The following is a 20,503-nucleotide window of genomic DNA, read 5'->3' as shown; positions in this document are numbered from 1 at the left end:
CTGCTGGGCTTCTGGAAAAAAATGCATTCCGCCAAAGCCAGGGATCCCGAAACCGGTGATCCGTTCGATGCAGCGGCTTGGCTGGAAAAGGGCCTTGCGGATTTCGATGAAGCAGTCCGGCCAACATTCGGGCTGGTTCAGGTGCGGCGGGACATGGTTGACCTGCTTGCGCGGGCCGAAGCGGAAAATCGAATGACACCGGCCGAACGGGAAGCAACCTGGGCGGCATTCGATGCAGAAATAGCAAGGCGCTTTGGCGAACTTGGAAACGGTTCTACAACAAATTCAGATGTCACCCCGGCAACGACTGTGTCCAGGCCCTTGGACCGTGAAGCTGCGGCAATGGATGCAGCGCTTTCTGTTTTCGATACAACGATTGATGGTAGCCAGGAAAGAGCTGACTTCCTGGCAAACAGGGCCACTGGCATCCTTTCAATGTTTCTGGATGAGCAAGGTATCAAGGGTCCGGAGCGCAAGCAGATCGAGCAAAAGGTTCGTCACGCGATAGCCGAAGAAGCAAGAAACTGCGTCTTTCCAAGTTAAGTGTCGTGTTGATGACGTGGTCCAGACTTCAGGCAGGTACTTGTGCCTTGTTGGAGACACTCCCCAAGATGCAGCACCGGATACGCATTTGTCGTCAATGCAAGTGGTTCTGGAAATTACAACTTAAGATTTAGCTTCTATAAGCCGGACGGCCGTCGCCGGAATTCTCCACTATGGAATGCCGGGGCGGGACCGCATGGGGCATGCCTTGTCTGTCCCGGCGCTATCAAAAAAGTGTTTTCAAGTCCTGGGGGCTATTGTGCAGAAAAGTGTTGGATTGGTGAGATTTGCGTTGGTGTTCACAGGGCTGTTGATCGCCCTGGCTATCTTCAGTGTCATTCTGGAAACTCTAACCGGCTTCAGCGTGAGCGGTTCGGTGAACCAGATTGGTGCCGTACTCGGCGCTTCAAGCGACGCAGGGCGACACTTTTACAAAAAGTACGAAATCATCCCCGACAGCGGTTTCGCCTGGCGGGCCGCTTTTCAGATGACGCTTGTTGAACTGGCCATTTCGGTAGCTATTACCGGGGTGTTCGTATGGTTTCTTCTTTCGCAAGGCGAACTTGCGAACGGGCTTGGCTCCCTCATGGTCATTGTGGTGCCGCTGTTGATCTTTGTGTTCGCGATTTCCCTGGTTGCGAAACGGTACATGTTTACGAGCGGTGCTCGACATGCAGAAAAAGCCCACCTGAGAAAACAGGAACAGAGCAGTACTGTTTTCGAGTGAGGTGGAAACCTGTCTGGAGACTTCGCAGGGCGCCGCCGCCTTCAGGTGAAAACCAAGGCGGCGGCTCCAGTGGAGATTACCCGGTCGGACGTCCGGAGCATCGATACAGGGTTCAGTGAGGCAGGAGGCCTATGGCAGCTTCGTGTCAGGAAGCCGCGAAGGTGACCTTCACGCCGCGCTGGCGAAAGTAGGCCTGCAAAAGCTTGCGTCCGGAGCGGTTGTTCTGGACGAGCTTTGCCGGATCAAAGACGGCTTCCTTCTGGCCCTCGCGTTTCAACGCTTCCTTGAGAGCTGCGATATGCAGGTCGATATCTTCGTTGTCAGCCTGCAGGGATTCATAAACGCGGTTCGTTGCTTCCGCTACGGTCAGTTCGCTCAATGGTGCATTCCCGATGTTGTTTAGCTGGCGATTACCACACTTTCCGACCTGTTCCAAAGGGAGTTGATCCTTCCCAACCTGCACGGCTTCGGATGGTCGCTGGCAAAGCGGCGCAGGCACCACTTTGCCAGGCTGGTAAATCTCAGCGCTCTACACCCACTGCGAAAGGGCGGCGCGAACATGGGGGTCTCCATCGTCGCGGACCAGGCCGACATCCTCGGCGAGATGCTTGCTGTTGGGCAACAGGGATTGCCAGGCCAGTGCCCGCACCTGCGGCGTGTCATGATGTCTTGCAATGTCGCGCAAGGCCTCATGAAGATCGGTATCCCCCATAGCCGCTGCTGTTTCGAACAACGCGCGCTCCTGCGCCTGTCGATCGACATTCCCGGCGATAAGCTTGCCGAAGACGCCTTCCGGCGTTTCTTCCAGGGTCATCTCGTATTGCCGGCGGTGTGCCGGATAGGTCTTGGGCAGGAGCAGGTTGATCGACGCGGAGATCGAGGGCGCCGGGAGCTGCGTGTGAATATCGCGGCTGCCGTAATAGTACATCACCTTGCCTGGTGGCAGCCCGGTTTCCTCCTGAAACCTCAAGGGAACAAGTTCTCCCGGGACGCCGCGCACGTTCTCGTATTCGTAGTCGTACAACTGGGTGCGGTACCCCGGACCGAAAGCGCCGACCGTGAAGAAATCGAAGCTGTGATCATGGGTTTCGTAATAGGAAAAGATTTCGGGGGGATGTTGAGGGCTTGGCGGCATCCACAGGACGGCACGCAGGGAATATCCGTCGCCCTTGTGCAGCATCAAGGTTGACGGTTTGAAATCGTTGTCGACCTGGTAGTTCAGAAAATCCGCCAGACCATCGACAAGCAGACCGCGCAGCACATCTGGATCGCGTGCCAATGCAGCCATCCATTCGGCAACGCGCGACATTGCTTCCGGAGTGTAGCGGGAGGCGCGAAGATCCGGAACGATGCCGGATGCCTCCAGCCTTTCAACGAACTGATCAAGCGTCAGGGTCTCGTTCCCTTCGGGAAAATATGTCTCGGTCATGCCGCATCCCCGTCCATCGTTCTTGCAAGGGTTGCTCGCGCCGCTTCGCGAAGCGACGCATCGCGGTCACTGTGCGCCATTTGGTGCAAAGCGGTGAGAGCCTGCTGTGGCGCACAGCGATGAAGCAGCTTCAAGGCATCCCAGCGTGCAAAACCTGCCATGTTCGAATGCACCATTTTGGCCAGCGGTTCTTCAAGTCCATCGATCTGTTGCATGGCCTGAAGCAGTTGGAGAACCATCTGCATGCGCGAGGCATGCAGATCGGTGCTGACCTGCTGCAGTGGCTCCAGTGTCTCGCGGTCGAAGGTCCAGGTGCTGTGGGCCCGTGGCGGGGAATGCACGATCAACAACGGCGCGATCGGCGTGGCGGCGGCAATGTCGATGATGTCGCCGAACGCCGGGGCGTCATAGACGTCATGTGCCTTCAGCACGAGGTCGCTGTCCTGGCGCTTGAGGCTGGGCGGGCGTTGATGAAGGTTGTTGCGATCCAGCCCGCACTCCAGCCGCGGTATGTGCACGTCATTTGGTGACAGGTTCAACACGAAGGCGTCAAACTCGTTTGCGGTGTAGACCGGTTGCCGGCCACCTTGTCCACTGAAGCGCAGCATCAGGCTGAACTGATCGGTCCGGCACAGGTAGACGTTGCCTTCCCGCTGTGCCGGCAAGCTGCCGCGTTCGCGCACAACGTGCAGCAGATCCAGCAACAGGCCGTTTATGCGTTGCGGATCGAGTGACCGCAGAATGCTGCCCAATTCGATGAATGAATCTATTTCGCCAGAAGGTGGGGTAAGGGCCTCGATCAAGTGTTGATATGGATTGTCTGTCTTCATCATCACACCTCCGCGTTGTTTCAAATGACGCTCAGAGGACGGATCTCCGGAAGCCGCCTTCGAGCAAAAGCATAGGATATCAAACCCTTGCCCGCCAAGACCAAACCGGTCACGGCGGCCATGCCGTTGTATGAAAAGAGGTAGGTGGCGATGAACCCGCCCCCGAGCACGATAACGAGACTGACTGTCGAGATGCGGGTCGCGACCTGTTCGTGACCCATGGTCTGCAGGATCACGAGGGACTGCCGCGTCAAGGCTTCAATGAAGGCTCCGACAGCAACCATCGCGAGTGCAGTCGTTGCTTCGGAGAACCCGGGGCCAAAGGCATTCAGAATGAAATGTCCACCGATTAGCATCCCGGCCAGGAGCAGTGAGCAGATCCCCAGGACGACGGCATTCGATTCGTTGATTGCCTTTTGCAATTTGGGACATTGCGACCGGTCGTCGGCGGCAGCGCCGCACAACGGGCGGATCATGAAGGATATGGTGGTCGGGATAAGCTGCATGATGCGAACCACCAGCAGGACTGCCGCATATAAACTTGTGGCGGCTTCGTTCGGCGAGGCGATTTCGACGATGAACAGGTCGAGGTGCCACAACATCAGTGAATTGACCCGCATGATCAGCATTCGATTGCTGGTCCGTGACCAGGCCCTGTGGTGTTCGGCGGATGCGCCCCGCGCCGGTGTCCACCATGCACCGTAAATCTCGGGCTCAACGGTCCGAAAGATGACGGCATGCAGGAGCCCCAGGAACACAAACGATACCACGAGGATACCGATCATGACGCTGCTGCTCGAGACCGACAGCCGCAGCCCGTACACTGCCGCGGCGACACAGAAAAGCAGCACAAGATGAAGGGCCAGCGAGCCCAGGATGCTTCCGGTTCGCGGGTACCCGCTGGCGACGAGATATCGGTCGGTCAGAAGCGATAGTGCGGCAATCGGGGCAATCCAGATACTGTGAAAAGCCAGATGGTACTCTTCGAAGCGCTTGTAATCGGCCAGGTGTGTGGCAAGTGCGATTGCCAGAAACACTGCATAGACTGCCAGGATGATTGAAAAGCCGAAGCGTATCCGGCTGCGGTTCCAGGCACAGTAAGCCCGAATACCCTCTAGGTTCACCGTTTTGCGCATGGTGGGCAGGTAGCGCGAAGCCACCATATCCGTTCCGGACAGTGACAGGGAGGCCAGCAGGGACAAGAGGGCGAATGCAACCTGATAGTCTCCGAAGAGCTCTGTCCCGAGCATGTTGGACAGAAGCAGGTTCGTCAGGAGAGCCAGCCCGTAGCCGGCTATGCTGATCACGGCCAATTGCACTGGTCTCGATGTCATGCAGAGACCCGCGATATCGGCATCCACGCGAAAACGTGCCGCTTCCGTTGAAATTCGAGCCCGTCAGTTGCCTTCGACACGCAGTCTTCCTGTTGATCGTTTCCGGTTGGAATTTATCAGTCTATCGCCGTCTGACAGCTGAAGTCGCTTTTAGAAAATTCACCACATCGCGAGTTCGCTCTGGACAATCTAGTAGGTATGAGTGCAGGATTGAAACTGCAAATTGCAAACAAGGAGCACTAGATATGTCTGAAGCGAAAGCAAATATCGAGCGCAATACCGAAGTTGAAGCCGACATCGAGTTTGTTGATCCGTCGGAAACCGTTGCACTTGCCGGCTCCACGCCGCGCCAGTTGACGGGGCAAGAAGCAGGTCGTGTGGTCGGATTTGGCTGCGACGAGGATAAAACCACAGGTCGCTGATACCGGGTCTGTCGTTTTGGCTTCCCGGTTGAATCAGTACCGATAAACGCATGTCACGGATTTTGCTGACAGGCGCAAGTGGTCGGGTTGGGCGAGCGTTGATCGAACGCCTTGCCAGCCCGGAATTCGAGTTTGCCCTGGTCGGGCGCAGTGCGGAGTTTCTTCGGCAATTGTCGGATGAGATACACGCCAGGGGCGGAACCGCCCACATCATCGAAGCAAATCTCTCTTCAAAAACCACACCCGAAACTGTTGTCCAGCAGGCGGCAACTGCAATGGGCGGGCTCGACGTCCTGATCCATGGTGCGGCTGCATATGGGTTCCAGCCCTTCGCACCGTCTTCCCGGGAGCTGCTGCTGCGCGTGCTGGAAACCAGTCTTCAGTCCGCCATCCTTCTTACCCACGCCGCCATTCCGGCGTTGAAGCTTTCAAGTAACGCCGTCGTCGTGCAGATCGCGTCTACCGCCGGTCTTCGACCCGTTACTGAAGCCGTTGTCTACAGCGCAGCCAAGGCGGGAATGATCGCGTTCGGCCAGGCCCTGCGGCCAGAGGTGGAGGGGCTGGGTATTGCCCTGCACACCGTCATACCGGGCCAATTGCAGCTTCAGCCCGGGGGCGCCGGGCTTCCACCCGCACATGTTGCCCAATGCATTCATGAGCTGATCCTGCAGCGGGCAGCCGGTTGCGCCGGCACCGATGTCATTCTGGACGAGACGCCTTCCGAATAATCCTATGGATCGTCGCAGCCGTTGTATTTGCCACCTTTTCTGGCCTCGACGAATGTCTTCCAGTCTCGCCAGCCCTGGGCACAATGAAAGCCCCATTCCCTCACGCGCGGCCCCGTGATGAAGAGGGTCCAGGCCGGTTCGGTGAGGACGGGAGACAGACGGTGCGCGAAGCGGGATTTACGGAGTACGACATCTCCGGCACGCAGTTTGCGCACCTTCTCGCCTTTACGGGCAGCGAAAGTCTCATCGATCGTGCCGGCCAGCATGATCGACACGCTCGGCCAGGGGTGGTCGTGCAGGGCTGCCTCGTCGTCAGCCCGTACGACATTGTGTAAATACGCGTTGATGAGCGGGTTCTTCGGCCACAAGCGCCAGCGGAAAATATACGGGGCGTCCGGATCACCCACTAACTGATCAGGCGGCCTGTCGACAGGCAGGAGCCGCCTTTTTAGCCGGGAGGCTAAAGCAGACATTCGGATCATCTGAAAATCCTCGCCGACCTGACCGTCGGTGTCAATCCAGATCCCTGCCCGGGTGAAATGGTCTGCGTTTCTTTTTCCGGTTTGTGGCCCGGCATCATCAGCCGCCAACAGCGACACGCCGGATGATGCCGGGCAGGACTTACAGGCTGGTTTCGCCGTTGATCAGATTGCTTCGTTTACGGGGAAGATATCTGCCCCGGCCCTTGCCAAGAACGGGCACACCTTTTTCCATCACCAAGTCGCCGCGCAGAAGAACCTTCACGGGCCATCCGGTCACCTCCATGCCTTCGTAAGGCGTGTAGTCGGCGCCATGGCCGAGGTCGTCGTTGGTGATGGTTTTCCTGAGTTCCGGATCCCACAGGGTCAGATCGGCATCCGAACCGACCGCGATGGTGCCTTTCTGCGGATAGAGACCATACAGCTTGGCGTGATTGGTGGACGTCAGCGCAACGAAGCGGTTGAGGTCGATCCGGCCGGTCTTGACGCCTTCGGAGAACAATATCGGCAGTCTGGTCGCAACGCCCGGAATGCCGTTCGGGATCCATCTGAAGGACTGCATTCCCTTCTCGGTCTTCTTGCCGCCGGGGTCGTCAAACCGGAACGGGCAGTGGTCGGAAGAGTAAAGGTCGAACACGCCGTTTTCCAGACCGGACCAGCAGGCGTCCTGACTTTCCTTGTCTCTGGGAGGAGGCGAGCAGACGAACTTCGCACCCTCGAAATCCTCAAGATCCAGATCGTCTGCCGTCAGAACGAGGTATTGCGGGCAGGTTTCACCGGCGATCTTCTGGCCTCTCAGCCTTGCACGCGAGATTTCCTCCATCGCTTCGCGGTTCGAAACATGGACGATGACGATCGGGGTATCGACGATTTCGGCCAGCGACAGGGCCCGGTGTGTTGCCTCTCGCTCTGCCGCGATCGGGCGAGACGTGGCGTGGTGGTACGGGGCGGTATCGCCATCTGCCTCACGCCGTCCGATCAGATAGCGAATGGCATCTTCGTTTTCGCAATGAACCAGCACGACCTGTCTGGAGCGTTTGGCCGCGTCCAGCGTGGCCAGGATTTCGTCGTCGCGCAGGCGCAGGCCTTCGTAGGTCATGAACACCTTGATCGACGTATAGCCTTCTTCCGCAAGTGCCGGCATTTCCTGGCCAAGCACATGGGGCGTCGGGTCGGAGACGATCATGTGAAAACTGATGTCGGTGAAACAGTTGCCCTCTGCGAGGGCATGATATCCCTTCAACGCCTCGCGCAGGGTGTCGCCTTTCTGCTGAAGGCAGAAAGGCATTACCGTCGTGTTCCCGCCAAGAAGCGCCGACCTTGTTCCGCTTTCGAAATCGTCCGCCATGACAATGCCTTCGCCTGACGGCTGCGCGATATGGACGTGACTGTCAATGCCGCCCGGCATCACGAGCAAGCCGGTCGCGTCGATGGTCGTGGCCGCTTCCTGCAGATCACGCCCGATTGCCACGATCTTGCCATCCGTAATGCCGATGTCTGCCTGATAGACATCGGCAGCGGTGACGATGGTGCCACCGCGCACCACTGTGTCGAAGGAGGGTGCCGTCATGCCGATGCTTTCACAGGTGCTGTTCCGGACGCTTTTTGATCGAGGGTTTCATCCAGGGCGTTGGTCAGGCGATCGACTTCTTCAAGCGTGTTGTAATGGACCATGGACAGGCGCACGACGCCTCCGGCTTCGGCCAGCCCGAGGTCTTCGATCAGGCGCCGGGAATGGAAATCACCATGGCGGATCGCAACATGGTATTCGTCGATCTTTCGGCACAGTGCCTCCGGCGCCCAGCCTTTTGCCGTGAAGCTGATGGTTGCGATCCTGTTGCCGTTTCCAACCGTGTCACGCCCCACAATCGTGATGTCCGGGTGTTGCTTCGCCCAGTCGAGAAAGCGCTGGGTCAAGGCAATCTCTTGCGCCGCGATGGCAGAAAAGGCGGTCTCGATCAGGGCGCGCGGCTCGGACGAGGCAGGGGCTCCGCATCGTTTCCCGAGTTCCTGCAGATAGGCTGTGATGGCTGTCAGTGAATAGGCAAGTTCATAATTCGGATTGCCTGCTTCCAGTTTTCCCGGGACTTTGTCCTTGCCGTAAAAATAGTGGTAGAGCGTGTCCAGCTCCAGAAGGTGGTCGTATTTGCCGTACATCATCGCGATGTGCGGGCCGAAGGTCTTGTACAGGCTGAAGATGTAGTAATCGACGTTCAGTTCCTGCACGTCGATCGCCCGGTGCGGCGCATAGGCAACCGCGTCGACGCATAGTCTGGCACCTCTGTGATGCACATAATCGGCGATTTCGCGAACGGGATTGACTTCACCCAGGATGTTGGAGACGTGGTGAACCGCAACGAGCCTGGTGCGTTCGTTCATCAGTTTGCCGAGATCATCCAGGTGCAGGGTCAGGCTGTCCTTGTCGAGCTGCCAGAAGATCACCTTGATGCCGAATTCCTCCAGCCGCAGCCAGGGGCCGATATTGGATTCATGGTCCGCGTTGCTCACGATCACCTCGTCCCCCGGCGCCAATTGGCGGCGCATGGATTCGACAAGGTTCTGCATCAGCACGGTGGTGGAATGGCCGAAGACGATCTCTTCGGGACGGGAGGCGTTGACCAGAAGCTGACCGGCCTTGCGCGCTTCCAGGAGGGCTGCCGCGGCGGCCTTCGAAACTTCATAGCTACCGCCGATCTGAACGTTTTTTTCGAGCAGGAACTGTTTGATCCGCTCGACTGCCTGGTTGAGGATCTGCGATCCGCCGGCATTGTCGAAAAAGACCCAGTCCGATTTCAGTCCCGGAAATTGATCCCGGACCCAGGCGATGTCCAGTTGTGCATTGTTTGGCATGGTTGGCTCCAGCAAAGGCAGTAAATTTCAGTGGTTGAGGACCGCGCTTAGAAAATTGCGGGTTCTTTGTTCTTTCGGGGTGTCGAAAATCTGCGCCGGTGTTCCGGTTTCCACGATCCTGCCGCCATCCATGAAGATCACTCTGTCGGCCACCTGGCGGGCAAAGCCCATTTCATGGGTGACCACGACCATGGTCACGCCGGTTCCGGCAAGCTGGCGCATGACGTCGAGAACTTCGCCCACCATTTCCGGATCGAGCGCCGAGGTCGGTTCATCGAACAGGAGCACCTTGGGTTCCATTGCCAGTGCGCGGGCAATGGCAACACGTTGCTGCTGACCGCCGGACAGTTGGCCGGGAAACTTGTCTGCCTGTTCGGCAATGCCGACGCGGGCCAAGAGTTCGCGGGCCTTCGTGGCAGCCTCCGCAGCCGGTGTCCTACGCACACGCATGGGGGCCAGCATCACGTTCTTCAGGACACTCATGTGCGGGAAAAGATTGAACGACTGGAACACCATGCCGACTTCGGCGCGGACCTGGCCCAGTGTCGGTCCGGGCTGCACCGGAATGCCGTCGACCCGAATGCTGCCCTTGTCGGAATAGCTCTCCAGAAGGTTGATGCACCGGATCAGCGTGGATTTGCCGGACCCGGACGGGCCGATGACACAGACAACCTCGCCTTCGCCGATCGCCAGGTCTATGTCACTGAGCGCGGCAAAGGCGCCGTAGTGCTTGGTAACGTTCTCGATTTCGATGATGTTTCGCATCACGCACTCCTCCGCCCGAGCCGGTTTTCAAAGCGCGAGACCAGGGCAACCAAAGGCCACAGGAACGCGAGATAGATGATGGCGGCGCCGATCAGGGGCGTGGGGTTGGCGGCAAGGGCCTGGGCCTGGGTTGCCTGCTTGAGAAGGTCCGGCATGGCAACGACGGAGGCCAATGCGGTGTCCTTCATCACGTTGATGCAGTTGTTCGTCAGTGGCGGGATAACGATCTTGATGGCCTGCGGCAGCACGACGTCGACCATCATGTCCTTGTAGGACAGGCCAAGTGCGCGCGAGGCTTCAAACTGTCCGACGGGAATCGCCTGAATGCCCGCCCGAAAGATTTCTGCGGTATAGGCGCCGGACACGAGCGTCAGCGCGAGCGTGGCGGACAGGAATGGTGACAGTCTGATGCCGACGAATGGAAGGGCGTAGTAGACGACGATCAGGAGTACGAGCAGCGGGATTGACCGGAAGATGTCGATATAGATGGCGGCCGGTACACGTATCCAGGGTGAGCCGTACATGCGCACAAGGGAAAGGCAAAGCCCGAGAACGAGGCCGGCAACGATACTGGTTGCCCCGATTTGCAAGGTTACGACAAGGCCGCTCATGAGGAGCGGAAACGTTCGGATGAAGACCGGAACGTTGAAGAACGTTTCGAAGAGGTCCATGAAAAGTCCGGAAGAATGGCTGGAATCAGGGAAGGCGCGGGCCCTCCCGAAGGCGGCCCGCGCGTGCTTTGCTTACAGCTTGGGCATGTCGAGGATGGTGACTGTCGAGGTGGTTTCTTCGGCGCGAGAGCCGAACCATTTCTCGTGCAGGTCAGCCACGACGCCTTCCTTCTTCAGTTCGGACAGGACGTCGTTCACCTGGCTTGCCAGTTCCGCGTCCTTGGCAAACATCATGGAGTACTGTTCGCCGGTAGTGATGCGTTCGACGACCGCAAGGTTCGGCTTGTCCTTGGTGTAATAAAGCAGCGCCGGGATGTCGCTAATGTAGCCGTCGATGCGGCCCGCCGTCAGGTCGAGCATGGCCGGGGCCAGGCCTTCGTAGCGGCGGATTTCACCAAAGCCGTATTTCTCCTGATTTTCGGTGGCCCAGATGTCGCCGGTAGAGCCCGTGTCGACGCCGATGACCTTGCCTTTCATGTCGGCAACCGATTTCAGGCCACTGTCGGCGGTAACGGTGAGGGACTGGTCGCTGTCATAGTAAGGCTGGGCGAATGTGACCGATTCCAGACGCTTGTTGGTGATGGTGATCGAGGACACCGCCATGTCGATCCGGCCCGACTGGACCGCGGAAAACAGCCCGTTGAACGGGATGTTTTCAAACTCGATCGATTTGCCGAGCCTGTTTGCGACCTCGGTTGCAAGATCGATTTCAAAACCGACAGTCTTGCCCGACTCATCCTGGAATTCCCACGGAACGTTGCCGATGTTGGCGCCGACTGTCAGGTCTGCGGCCATGGCGGTGGTCATGGAGGAAAACGTGAGCAAGCCTACGGTTGCAGCCGTTTTGATGAAGGAGTGAAGAGACATTTTATTCCCCTGGTGATTATTCTTGGTCTAACTGGTATGACTGGTCTGACCAGTTAGACCAGTAAACAGATCGATCAAACGGGATGCAAGCGTTAAAATGATGCTGATCGCGTTTCGGCGGGCTAAAAGAAAGGCAGAACGGCACACGCGCCGTACGAACCATGAAAGACACAATGATTACACGTACGCCGGTTCCGCAGAGCATCGCCCGCAAGCTTCAGGAGATGATCCTCAGCGGAGCGCTCAAGAGCGGGGAGAAGATCCCTTCTCAGCGGGAAATGTCGGAAGAGTTCGGTGTCAGCAGGGCCTCATTGCGCGAAGCCCTGCTGACCCTTGAAACCATCGGCCTGATCAAGACCGAAGCGGGCAGGGGGACGTTTGTCGTCGGCACCGGTTCGGGCAAGACCATGTCGGACTGGAAGTTCGCCGAGGAACATTCCCTTCAGGAAGTGTTCGAGACCCGGCTTGTCCTTGAAGGCGAGATTGCGGCTCATGCAGCGGGGCGACTGTCGGAGGAAGATCTCGACCGGCTCTCGCAACTGACCGACCTGATGGAACAGGCCTGGTCCAATCGTGACTTCCTTAGCAACGTGGATGCCGATCTGGAGTTTCACGACCTGATTGCCCGGCGGTGCAGGAACCGCATGATCGCGGGCCTTTACGATCAGGTCCGGAAACTTCTGACGGAAACCCAGCGCCAGCCGATCCCGATCACGGATCCGCTGCGCATGCGGGCCTCGCTGGCTGAGCACCGGGTTATCGTTGCCGAACTGCGCAAGGGCGACGCGGAAGCCGCCCGAACCGCAATGCGCAGCCATGTCGCCAACACCGCGCTGTGCGCCGGGTTCGAGATCGCTTGAAGTGCCAAACGCCTGCGCCGTTTCCAGCTTGTATCGGAACAGTGGGGGCGGGGGCGGGGGCGGTTGGCGGAGAGGAGCCTGCTACCCCTTTCCTCCCACCTACAACTGACCTTCGACGGGAAGCGTTGCGATGATGCCGGAGGTGAAGCGCTGGCCCAGTGACGATCCCGGGTCGGAGGTGAAGGTGACGATCTTGCCATCTTCTTCGCTCTTCCAGAGGATCCTGCCGTTGTCGTCCAGTTCGAGCCGGTAGCTGTTTTTCAGCGAAACGCCTTCATTCAGGAACACTGTCAACCTGCGTGCCAGTTCCGGGCTTTCCACGTAGAGGCCGATCTCCGTATTGAGGTTGGCTGATCGTGGATCCAGATTGAAACTGCCGACGAAAATCGAGGCTCCGTCGAAGACCGCGGCCTTGGTGTGCAGCCCGGCCTTGGAGTCTGTCGAAAAGAGCGTTTGCTGAACCCTTGCGGAATCGGCCCTGACCTCATGCAGCTCTATGCCGGCTTCCAGAAGTTCCGCGCGGTATTTCGAATAGCCGGCGTGAACCGCAACCACATCGTTTGAACCGAGCGAGTTGGTGAGAACGCGGACCTTCACGCCGCGCGCCGTAAGCTGCTTCAGCTTGTCCGCGCCTGCCTGCGTCGGAACGAAATAGGCGTTTTCCATCAGGAGTTCGCGTTTGAGCCCGTCCACCTTGCCGACAAGTGCCTTGAGGATCTTGCCGCCGCTTTTTCCCGCGATGAAATCGGCCGGATCGTCCCAGACGACAAAGGCCGGTGCCCAGACCAGTTGCCTTGTGAGCGAGGACATCGACTGGCGGACGGCAGTGACCCTCTGGCGGAAAGGATAGGGATATCCTTCGGTATCGATCGTCTCTTCCAGTTTCACCCGGGCCATTTCCAGGTCGGTTTCGCCAAAGGTCCGGTTGACGCTGGCCGCGACAGGCACCGACCAGTCCCTGTTCCAGAAATAATCGAAGACGCTCGAGGCATCCCGCACCACCGGGCCGACCGCGGCAATGTCCAGGTCGCGGTAGTTGGATTCCTCGGAGACGTCGAAATAGTGGTCGCCGATATTGCGCCCGCCGAGAAGCGCAACTGCATTGTCGGCGATCATCAGCTTGTTGTGCATGCGGTGGTTCAGGCGGTCGAAGTCACCGATCAGGTTGAAGACCCGCGAGGACCGGCTCACGAAGGGGTTGAACAACCGGATCTCGATATTCGGATGGGCGTCCAGACTGGCGAGGATTTCATCGCGTCCGTTGACGTTGATATCGTCGATGAGGAGACGCACGCGCACACCGCGATCCGCGCTGCGCAACAGGGCCTGCGCGAGGATGCGCCCGCTCTGGTCCGCGTCCCAGATGTAGTATTGCAGATCGAGGCTGTGCTCGGCGAGCTCCGTCATGGCCACGCGGATGGCAAAGGCGTTGCGCCCTGTCGTGACGAGCGAGACACCCGATCTGCCCGGATGGCTTTTTTCCGCGGCCCGGAACAGGCGGCCCAGAGAGGTGCTGCGATAGGCCGTAAAGGCACTCGTCTCGACGCGCGGGTAGTCCGTGTTCAACGTCGAACAGGCTGCCAGAAGCAGCGTTGCAAGACAGAGAAGGCAGGCCCAGCTTCGCATCGTTCCCCGCATGACAGACACAGGTTGCCAAGGGCTCCGTTCTCGCCCGGCGTCAAGGATCGACCTTGGTGACTGAGGCAAGGACCGGGGCTATCGGCAAACTCTACCCTGAATTGTTACTTCATGCCTGCACGCCGGTCCATTGTGCAGATTGACAGGCGCGCTCCGGCACCTGCCGCGCGGTGTTTCTTTTTCCTGTGCCTTCGGGGCGAAGATCGCGTGAACGGCGCACGCCAGACGTGGGGGAGACCTTTAAGGAGCAGGCAGCGCTTCCGGCATCCAGTGCGAGGAGTTGCGGCTGGCCTTGAAGAAACATTGCCCGTATTTCTCAAGGGTTTCCTGATTGATCTCGAAGCCGAGGCCAGGTGTCTGCGGCATGGCAAACCAGCCGTTTTCGTGCAGGAACGGCTGCGAGAAGATCTGGTCGCGGCCTTCCGGTGTCCAGCCCGGTGGTGAGATCGGATATTCAAACAGCTCCTCACCGGCAAAGCCGCAGGCGGCAAAGACATGCGCATTTGCGATGAAACCGAAGCCGTTTGACCAGCAATGCGGCGTGAACCTGATGCCTTCTTGCCTGCAGAGCGCGGCAACCTTGAGACACTGGGTAATCCCGCCGGCCCACATGGCATCGGGCTGGAAGATATTGTAGCAGCCCATCTTCATCATCCGGGCGAGTTCCCTGTAGCCCATGACATGAAGTTCGCCACCGGCGACAGGAACGCGCGAATAGGTTGTCAGTCTGGCGATTTCCTCGTGCCATTCGCCAAACAGCGGTTCTTCCACCCAGGCAAGGCCGACATCCGCAGCAGCATCGACAAAGCGTTTGGCCCTGTCCAGCGACCAGAGCGGTGCATCGCCGTTCTGCGTCAGGCGGAAGGCCTGATTGCAGTCGACCGAGATCCTCATCCGTCCCTGCATGTGACGGGCGATATCGGAAATATGGTCGATATCAACGGCCTCATCGAAGTCATGGACACGAATTTTCATCGTGTCGAACCCTTCGGCAAGCCGGGCTTCGGCTTCCTCGCGCCGTGCGCCCGGGTCCCGAAGCTCGCCGGAGGAAGCATAAAGCCTGATGCGGTCATCCGTTCCGCCAAGCAGCTTGTAGAGCGGCAGTCCCGCGCTCTTGGCCTTGATGTCCCAGAAGGCAGGCTCAAGCCACCAGTTGAAATTGCCGCCCGCCGCCATGATCTGGATGCGCTCGGAAAGCCTTTCGATATCGCCTGCATCCTGGCCGAGAAACAGACCCGCCAAGAGGTCGCCCAGCCCGGCGCGCTCACGCCCCGCAGCCGGAAACCCGCTCCATCCTTCAACACCGTCATCGGTGATGAACCGGACGATGCACATGGAGACATGGGTCCGGATCGTTCCAGGTATCCACGACGGCGCATGCGGCGCGGGCAGGGGTGTTTTCACAAGGTAAAGTTCAACGCGGTCAAGCACTTGCATGTTCGGTCCATTGAAAAGGGAGCGCTGCCTGAAGGATCCAGGAGCATCAGGAGAACAGTCGGCTGTTGCGTGAACGCTAGAAAGGAATTGGTCTGGCCAACATATCCAATTTGACAATTTTCAGAGTCCAATCGGATGGCGGGGGCGGTCTCTATAGAGGCAGTGTTTCAGCCTGAATTGCTGAGTTGCCGTTAATTACGGACGAGTGTGGGTCTATTGAGGGCGGGAAGCTGGTGTTCGCGGCGCGATGAACAAATGGTAGCATCGGTTATGAAGCAGTTGTGCGCTGCAAAAAAGATGATCTAGATCTAGGCTTTCATTAAGTGGTCCATGAGGAGCAGAGCGAGAAGCCTGGAGTTACCAAACACTTCAAATCAACAACTCCTTCTGCCTCATTCGGAGGGGCGAACTGCATGAACCTCAAAATAGTAACCGCCGAGATCATCGACACGAACCTGGGTGGAGACATTCTGACTATCAAAAACACCGGCGAGGGAAGTTCGGATCGATGTTGAATAATATCGTTTTAGATCGTTTGACATTCCTAATTCATTCGGAAAGTCGATAACGCCCCCAACTTGCTGAACATCAGGAAGAGTTGAAAGATGTCTGGAGATCGTTTCGGCTAACCCCGGCCTTTCTGAAACTACCGAGAGTGAGCAGTGCAGAAAATCATTCTCTACGCCTGCATGCCTTATCGCTGAAAATTGCATTTTCTCTCCGGGAGGAACTGAGAAATACTCAAAGAAACCGGTGTTTGGTTCCTTGCGGATAATCCATTTCCAATTTGGAATATTTCTGTCCGACCGATCTAAAAACCCACTGGGATTATCGAGAAACTGCTGACATTTTTGAGTGAACACTTCCCATGCGGATTCAACTTGCCCGGCTTGGGCGCTGCTAACGGGAACAGACGCTACATACATCAGAGAGAGAGCGTACAAGGTTTTCATCACATTCAAATCCTCCCCCAAAATATCTTTCAATCAAAATACGAGTTGTTTCCGGCGGGACAAAAAGAACCCGTGGCCGTCAGCATTGGTGCATGTAAACCCGGTTTTTTCCGAGCGGCAGTTCACGCTTCCGAATTCCCCTGACACTCCGTAGTGAGCGATGTCTGTGTAGTCCACGGTTTCAGGTCGTTGGCTACAAAGCAATTTCACTCGGCCGAATGCTTCTATGTAGAACTCGTGTCCCCAGTATCCATTGCATGAAGCGGGCTTCGGAAGAGGTGTGGGGCCGCTGCGATTGATAATCGTGCAGTACAAATGACCGCCGCCAGTTACTCCTCCGTTACAGTAAATATTTTTCGAGGGTGTCATGAAGCCCAACCCGTCGGCCTGGACGGATGCTGGAAGAACCAGAAAAAAAATAATCAGAAATATTCGCATTAAACTTCTCCTGTGAAATCACTCAAAAGACATGCAGCTGATAATGTAAGCGGTTGACCGGTAGCTATGAGTTCTTCCGCTGGCATCCAGAAGCTCACCTCGTACGATGCCGTGCCCAAGAAGTTGCTCGCCGCCGGATCCCAGAACATGTCCGCGAAAATGAACAATATCGCCGTAGATTTGGATCATTTCGTTGGCTTCATGGCCCTTAAGTCGCTGGTTCTTGGCAGTGAAGGAACCGCTAATCGTGAACTCACCATTGCCTGAAAACTTGACAGACAGTTCGCCCCGAGCTTCTCCGTAGTTGTATCCAGCGCCTTCGATTAGGGATATTGAGCCATCGGCGCCGGTGAAAGACGCGTCACCGTAAATGTCTCCAAAACCGTTTGTGATGAGCCCATTGGGGAAAGTGTTTGAACCGGTGTCCGCTTGGGTTATGTTCCGGATCCCGAGCAAGAGTTGAGCCTTCGGCTTCATCGGGGCCGGACTTGTCACAGGAATGGTGTACCCATTAATCCAGGCAGTTCGTTGGCCCGGCACCAGTTTCACCGAAGAGCCGTTTGCCCAGAACTGGAAACTTTCAACGTTGTCTTGAGTGCAATTCGGCGCATTTTGATCTCCAGTGATCTCAATACGATCCCGTTGATACTCATTTGCACCAGAGGCGAGGTCTTCAAACTTACGGCCGTTTCTGCTCTTTGCCGTCAACTCGAGGTCATACAAGGTCTCGGCAGCAACGGCTGTTCCGGTTTCTTCATTCAAACAGAGATCGCTAAGGCGCAGTAATCCGGCGGGCTCATATTTGAGCCAGCCAAAGCCTCTTGTGCCTTCACAGTTGTCTATCTGATAATCGATCAGCGGATCACCCGGAACGGGAGCAATGGGACTTACCGTCTGCGAAACGGCCGGAAACTGAAAACCAACAAAAAACAATAAAAGTGAGATCAGAGTTTTTGAAATTTTCATGTCTTCTCCAAGAAAGTCATTTTCTGAAAACTAAAGTCGATGTTGCCGAATGTTCCGGCAGCGGAAGCAAGAATATCTGTTCCTCTTAAGGCTTGCATCAGCACTTTAAAAAATCTTAGCTTGCGGATGAGATTACTTTATGTAGCCTGCATCACATGATTGGCTTTAATGTCACCGTTGTTGAACACAGATGGTCAAGATACCTATGGGTGTTCGAGATTATTCATTTGGAAACTTGATATGCGAAAAATCATTTTGTTGGCAGCTCTTGTCGTCGCAACCTCGACGCAAGCCGAGGAAATCGTTAAATGCAATGAGCACGGAGCATCGGTTACGCTTACGGACGGTACAGTTCTGTATCTGGGAAAACAATGCGATGCCGCCAGAGAAGGTGGTGGTGCCGGTTATTGGTGGAATGCAGCATCTTTCCTTGGGGTGGAAATCGACGGAAAAACGTACATGGTTGCTGAGGGTAGAGGTATAGATTGCCTGCCATTTTGCAGTCTTCCAGGTTGACGACGAAGCAGCCATACGGCGTCAAAATCATCTTCCTGATAATTGCATATGTTTCATTCTTCGTCGTCGGGCTTTTAACCAAGCGCGAATTTCATCTGGCAAGTTCGAAAGACAATAAACGGACGATTGTCGATGAGCATGGCAATGACCGCTATGGGCCGAAATCGCCTGCGCCGCCGAGACAGATGAATGACTGTTTCGCTCGGATCATCCGTCACGAGCAGCCTGTTTCCTGACAGTCCCACCTAAGACGTTTGTGGCCCCTGGTGAAAAAATGGGGTGTGATCAATTTGGCGGGCGTTGAAACCAAGCCATTGGCTGCGAGCTTTGGCTACAAGTAGGTGAGAAATTGCTTTTGTGCTCTTGCTGGCCGCAAGCAGAGTTAGCCTGCGATCATGTTGCGACTACGGTACGAAGATCTCGTTGCAAGATGTTGGTAGCGGAGGAGGGACTCGAACCCCCGACACGCGGATTATGATTCCGCTGCTCTAACCGGCTGAGCTACTCCGCCATCCCGTGCGATCCGAGCCTGGGTGGCCCGCGCGACGTGGGGTGCTTATAGTGAGGCGGCGGGCGGGCGTCAAGCGTTGAATTGGCGTCCGGCCGCAAAGTTTTTTGTCTGGCCTCAGGCCGCGGAAACCGGGGCTTTGACCTGTGGAAAATCGATCGCCCAGTCGCCCGTGCGTTCGGTCTTGTGGATCCAGCCACCGCCCAGAACACGGGCTGTTTCGTCATCCGTATCAAAGAAGACGCAGGCCTGGCCCGGGGCGACGCCGGTTTCGCCGTTGGCAAGATCCACGAACGCCTTGCCGTTCAGGATGCGCAAGGTGGCAGGTGCCGGCGGGCGGGTGGAGCGGACCTTGGCGAACAGCTCGATCTCGTCGCCTTCGTCCAGCGGCTGATCGCCGATCCAGTTCATTTCGCGCAGCAGGATGGTGCGGGTCGCCAGTGCCTCGCGAGGGCCGACGACGACACGGCGCTCGTCCGGGTCGAGGCGCACCACATAGAGCGGATCGCCCGTCGCAACGCCAAGGCCGCGGCGCTGGCCGATGGTGTAATGGATGATGCCGTCGTGCTCACCCAGCACGCGGCCGTCCATATGGACGATCTCGCCCGGTTCGGCCGCATTGGGGCGCAGCTTGCGGATGACCTCGGCATAATCGCCGTTGGGCACGAAGCAGATGTCCTGGCTGTCCGGCTTGTTGGCAACGGTCAGGCCGAATTCGGCTGCAAGCTCACGCACCTTCGACTTGGGCATGCCGCCAAGCGGAAAGCGGATGAAATCGAGCTGGTCCTGCGTGGTGGCGAACAGGAAATAGCTCTGGTCGCGGTCAAGATCGGCCGGGCGGAAAAGCGCGCGCTTGTTGCCCTGCTGGGCGGAGCGGACATAGTGGCCGGTTGCCAGTGCATCGGCGCCAAGATCCTTCGCGGTCTTCAGGAGATCGGTGAACTTGACCGTCTGGTTGCAGGAGACGCAGGGGATCGGGGTTTCGCCGGCGATGTAGCTGTCGGCAAAACGGTCCATGACCTGTTCCTTGAACCGGCTTTCATAATCCAGCACGTAATGGGGAATGCCGATGGTTTCGGCCGCACGGCGGGCATCATGAATGTCGACGCCCGCGCAGCAGGACTTGGCCTTGCTGACGGCGGCGCCGTGATCATAAAGCTGCAGGGTGACGCCGATGACGTCGTAGCCTTCGGCCTTCATCAGGGCGGCCACGACCGAGCTGTCGACCCCGCCGGACATGGCGACGACAACGCGAGTGTCTTCCGGGCGGCCGGGCAGATCCAGACTGTTTCGCATCCAGTGTACTTCCAGAAGTTTTTGGCCGATCGCGCAGGCGGGGCGGTTGTCCGTCCCGAGCCTTCCACGCCCTGCCGGGCGGGCGGCGATCAAGGGCCCTATTCAAAGTTGGCGGCACTATACAGATAAGGAGAGCGGCTGCCAATTGCTTCCCCCGCATGGCAGGCACGCTTTGCCGGACCGGCAAAGCTTGCCGCCCGAAACCCGGGAGAGTTTCGCTCCGCCTTTGAAAAAGATGAGCAAAAT

22 protein-coding genes and 1 tRNA gene are annotated in these 20,503 nt (G+C 57.4%); 6 read left to right on the top strand and 17 right to left on the bottom strand.

Annotated features, from left to right (window positions below; translation table 11 throughout):
• Positions 1-153 precede the first annotated feature (153 nt).
• Entirely contained in the window at positions 154-543 is a 390-nt protein-coding gene (locus ACVDG9_RS19735; RefSeq protein WP_370198641.1) for a hypothetical protein, read from the top strand.
• Between the two features lie 196 nt (positions 544-739).
• Positions 740-1,270 (top strand): ABZJ_00895 family protein, encoded by a 531-nt coding sequence (locus ACVDG9_RS19730; protein WP_447238762.1) that lies wholly within the window; start codon positions 740-742, stop codon positions 1,268-1,270.
• 145 nt (positions 1,271-1,415) lie between these two features.
• Here ACVDG9_RS19730 and ACVDG9_RS19725 read toward each other — a convergent pair whose 3' ends face one another.
• The 4 genes from ACVDG9_RS19725 to ACVDG9_RS19710 form a co-directional block, all read right to left on the bottom strand.
• The gene (locus ACVDG9_RS19725) at positions 1,416-1,649 is read right to left on the bottom strand and encodes a hypothetical protein (RefSeq protein ID WP_062487543.1); all 234 of its coding nucleotides are present in this window, start codon (positions 1,647-1,649) and stop codon (positions 1,416-1,418) included.
• A 150-nt stretch (positions 1,650-1,799) separates the two neighbouring features.
• The gene (locus ACVDG9_RS19720; protein ID WP_075282386.1) at positions 1,800-2,699 is read right to left on the bottom strand and encodes a hypothetical protein; all 900 of its coding nucleotides are present in this window, start codon (positions 2,697-2,699) and stop codon (positions 1,800-1,802) included.
• Positions 2,696-3,532, bottom strand: coding sequence for a hypothetical protein (locus tag ACVDG9_RS19715; protein WP_023003343.1), 837 nt, complete (start codon positions 3,530-3,532; stop codon positions 2,696-2,698). The genes ACVDG9_RS19720 and ACVDG9_RS19715 overlap by 4 nt, the downstream gene beginning before the upstream one ends.
• Before the next feature lie 17 nt (positions 3,533-3,549).
• Positions 3,550-4,863, bottom strand: coding sequence for an MATE family efflux transporter (locus ACVDG9_RS19710; RefSeq protein ID WP_139314104.1), 1,314 nt, complete (start codon positions 4,861-4,863; stop codon positions 3,550-3,552).
• A 245-nt stretch (positions 4,864-5,108) separates the two neighbouring features.
• Between ACVDG9_RS19710 and ACVDG9_RS19705 the strand changes: the two genes are divergently transcribed.
• Entirely contained in the window at positions 5,109-5,285 is a 177-nt protein-coding gene (locus ACVDG9_RS19705; protein WP_023003345.1) for a hypothetical protein, read from the top strand.
• Positions 5,286-5,335: 50 nt separating this feature from the next.
• On the top strand, positions 5,336-6,013 hold the full coding sequence (locus ACVDG9_RS19700) for an SDR family NAD(P)-dependent oxidoreductase (RefSeq protein WP_447238761.1): 678 nt from the start codon (positions 5,336-5,338) through the stop codon (positions 6,011-6,013).
• A 2-nt stretch (positions 6,014-6,015) separates the two neighbouring features.
• On the opposite strand, the gene ACVDG9_RS19695 is transcribed toward ACVDG9_RS19700, so the two are convergent.
• From ACVDG9_RS19695 to ACVDG9_RS19670, 6 genes are all read right to left on the bottom strand, one after another.
• Positions 6,016-6,603, bottom strand: coding sequence for a hypothetical protein (locus tag ACVDG9_RS19695; RefSeq protein WP_168692318.1), 588 nt, complete (start codon positions 6,601-6,603; stop codon positions 6,016-6,018).
• A gap of 31 nt (positions 6,604-6,634) precedes the next feature.
• The gene (gene hydA / locus ACVDG9_RS19690; protein ID WP_062487553.1) at positions 6,635-8,062 is read right to left on the bottom strand and encodes a dihydropyrimidinase; all 1,428 of its coding nucleotides are present in this window, start codon (positions 8,060-8,062) and stop codon (positions 6,635-6,637) included.
• Positions 8,059-9,342: a cysteine desulfurase-like protein gene (locus ACVDG9_RS19685; RefSeq protein ID WP_447238760.1), complete on the bottom strand. Its 1,284-nt coding sequence runs from the start codon at positions 9,340-9,342 to the stop codon at positions 8,059-8,061. The genes hydA and ACVDG9_RS19685 overlap by 4 nt, the downstream gene beginning before the upstream one ends.
• A gap of 27 nt (positions 9,343-9,369) precedes the next feature.
• Positions 9,370-10,107: an amino acid ABC transporter ATP-binding protein gene (locus ACVDG9_RS19680; RefSeq protein ID WP_023003350.1), complete on the bottom strand. Its 738-nt coding sequence runs from the start codon at positions 10,105-10,107 to the stop codon at positions 9,370-9,372.
• A complete protein-coding gene (locus ACVDG9_RS19675; RefSeq protein ID WP_023003351.1) occupies positions 10,107-10,778 on the bottom strand; it encodes an amino acid ABC transporter permease in 672 nt (223 codons plus the stop codon). The genes ACVDG9_RS19680 and ACVDG9_RS19675 overlap by 1 nt, the downstream gene beginning before the upstream one ends.
• Before the next feature lie 72 nt (positions 10,779-10,850).
• Entirely contained in the window at positions 10,851-11,585 is a 735-nt protein-coding gene (locus ACVDG9_RS19670; protein WP_447239043.1) for an ABC transporter substrate-binding protein, read from the bottom strand.
• 233 nt (positions 11,586-11,818) lie between these two features.
• Here ACVDG9_RS19670 and ACVDG9_RS19665 point away from each other — a divergent pair, with 233 nt between their 5' ends.
• Positions 11,819-12,505, top strand: a complete 687-nt coding sequence (locus tag ACVDG9_RS19665) for a FadR/GntR family transcriptional regulator (RefSeq protein WP_023003353.1) — start codon at positions 11,819-11,821, stop codon at positions 12,503-12,505.
• A 99-nt stretch (positions 12,506-12,604) separates the two neighbouring features.
• On the opposite strand, the gene ACVDG9_RS19660 is transcribed toward ACVDG9_RS19665, so the two are convergent.
• The 5 genes from ACVDG9_RS19660 to ACVDG9_RS19640 form a co-directional block, all read right to left on the bottom strand.
• Positions 12,605-14,131 (bottom strand): phospholipase D family protein, encoded by a 1,527-nt coding sequence (locus tag ACVDG9_RS19660; RefSeq protein WP_447238759.1) that lies wholly within the window; start codon positions 14,129-14,131, stop codon positions 12,605-12,607.
• A gap of 252 nt (positions 14,132-14,383) precedes the next feature.
• Positions 14,384-15,580 (bottom strand): mandelate racemase/muconate lactonizing enzyme family protein, encoded by a 1,197-nt coding sequence (locus ACVDG9_RS19655; RefSeq protein WP_447238758.1) that lies wholly within the window; start codon positions 15,578-15,580, stop codon positions 14,384-14,386.
• A 392-nt stretch (positions 15,581-15,972) separates the two neighbouring features.
• Positions 15,973-16,533 carry a hypothetical protein gene (locus ACVDG9_RS19650; protein ID WP_447238757.1) on the bottom strand — a complete coding sequence of 187 codons (561 nt, stop codon included), beginning with the start codon at positions 16,531-16,533 and terminating at the stop codon, positions 15,973-15,975.
• Between the two features lie 33 nt (positions 16,534-16,566).
• On the bottom strand, positions 16,567-16,971 hold the full coding sequence (locus ACVDG9_RS19645; RefSeq protein ID WP_367019880.1) for a DUF6636 domain-containing protein: 405 nt from the start codon (positions 16,969-16,971) through the stop codon (positions 16,567-16,569).
• Positions 16,972-16,989: 18 nt separating this feature from the next.
• A complete protein-coding gene (locus ACVDG9_RS19640; protein WP_447238756.1) occupies positions 16,990-17,937 on the bottom strand; it encodes a hypothetical protein in 948 nt (315 codons plus the stop codon).
• A gap of 240 nt (positions 17,938-18,177) precedes the next feature.
• Between ACVDG9_RS19640 and ACVDG9_RS19635 the strand changes: the two genes are divergently transcribed.
• Positions 18,178-18,453 (top strand): hypothetical protein, encoded by a 276-nt coding sequence (locus tag ACVDG9_RS19635; RefSeq protein WP_367019878.1) that lies wholly within the window; start codon positions 18,178-18,180, stop codon positions 18,451-18,453.
• A 434-nt stretch (positions 18,454-18,887) separates the two neighbouring features.
• On the opposite strand, the gene ACVDG9_RS19630 is transcribed toward ACVDG9_RS19635, so the two are convergent.
• Both ACVDG9_RS19630 and mnmA read right to left on the bottom strand, forming a co-directional pair.
• Positions 18,888-18,964, bottom strand: a tRNA-Met gene (locus ACVDG9_RS19630).
• Positions 18,965-19,078: 114 nt separating this feature from the next.
• On the bottom strand, positions 19,079-20,257 hold the full coding sequence (gene mnmA / locus ACVDG9_RS19625) for a tRNA 2-thiouridine(34) synthase MnmA (RefSeq protein WP_152505748.1): 1,179 nt from the start codon (positions 20,255-20,257) through the stop codon (positions 19,079-19,081).
• Between the last annotated feature and the right edge of the window lie 246 nt (positions 20,258-20,503).

The sequence above is a fragment of the Roseibium sp. RP-7 genome (assembly GCF_053005225.1).
The sequence above is the reverse complement of the archived record's forward strand: the minus strand, read 5'-3'. Positions and strand labels throughout refer to the sequence as shown.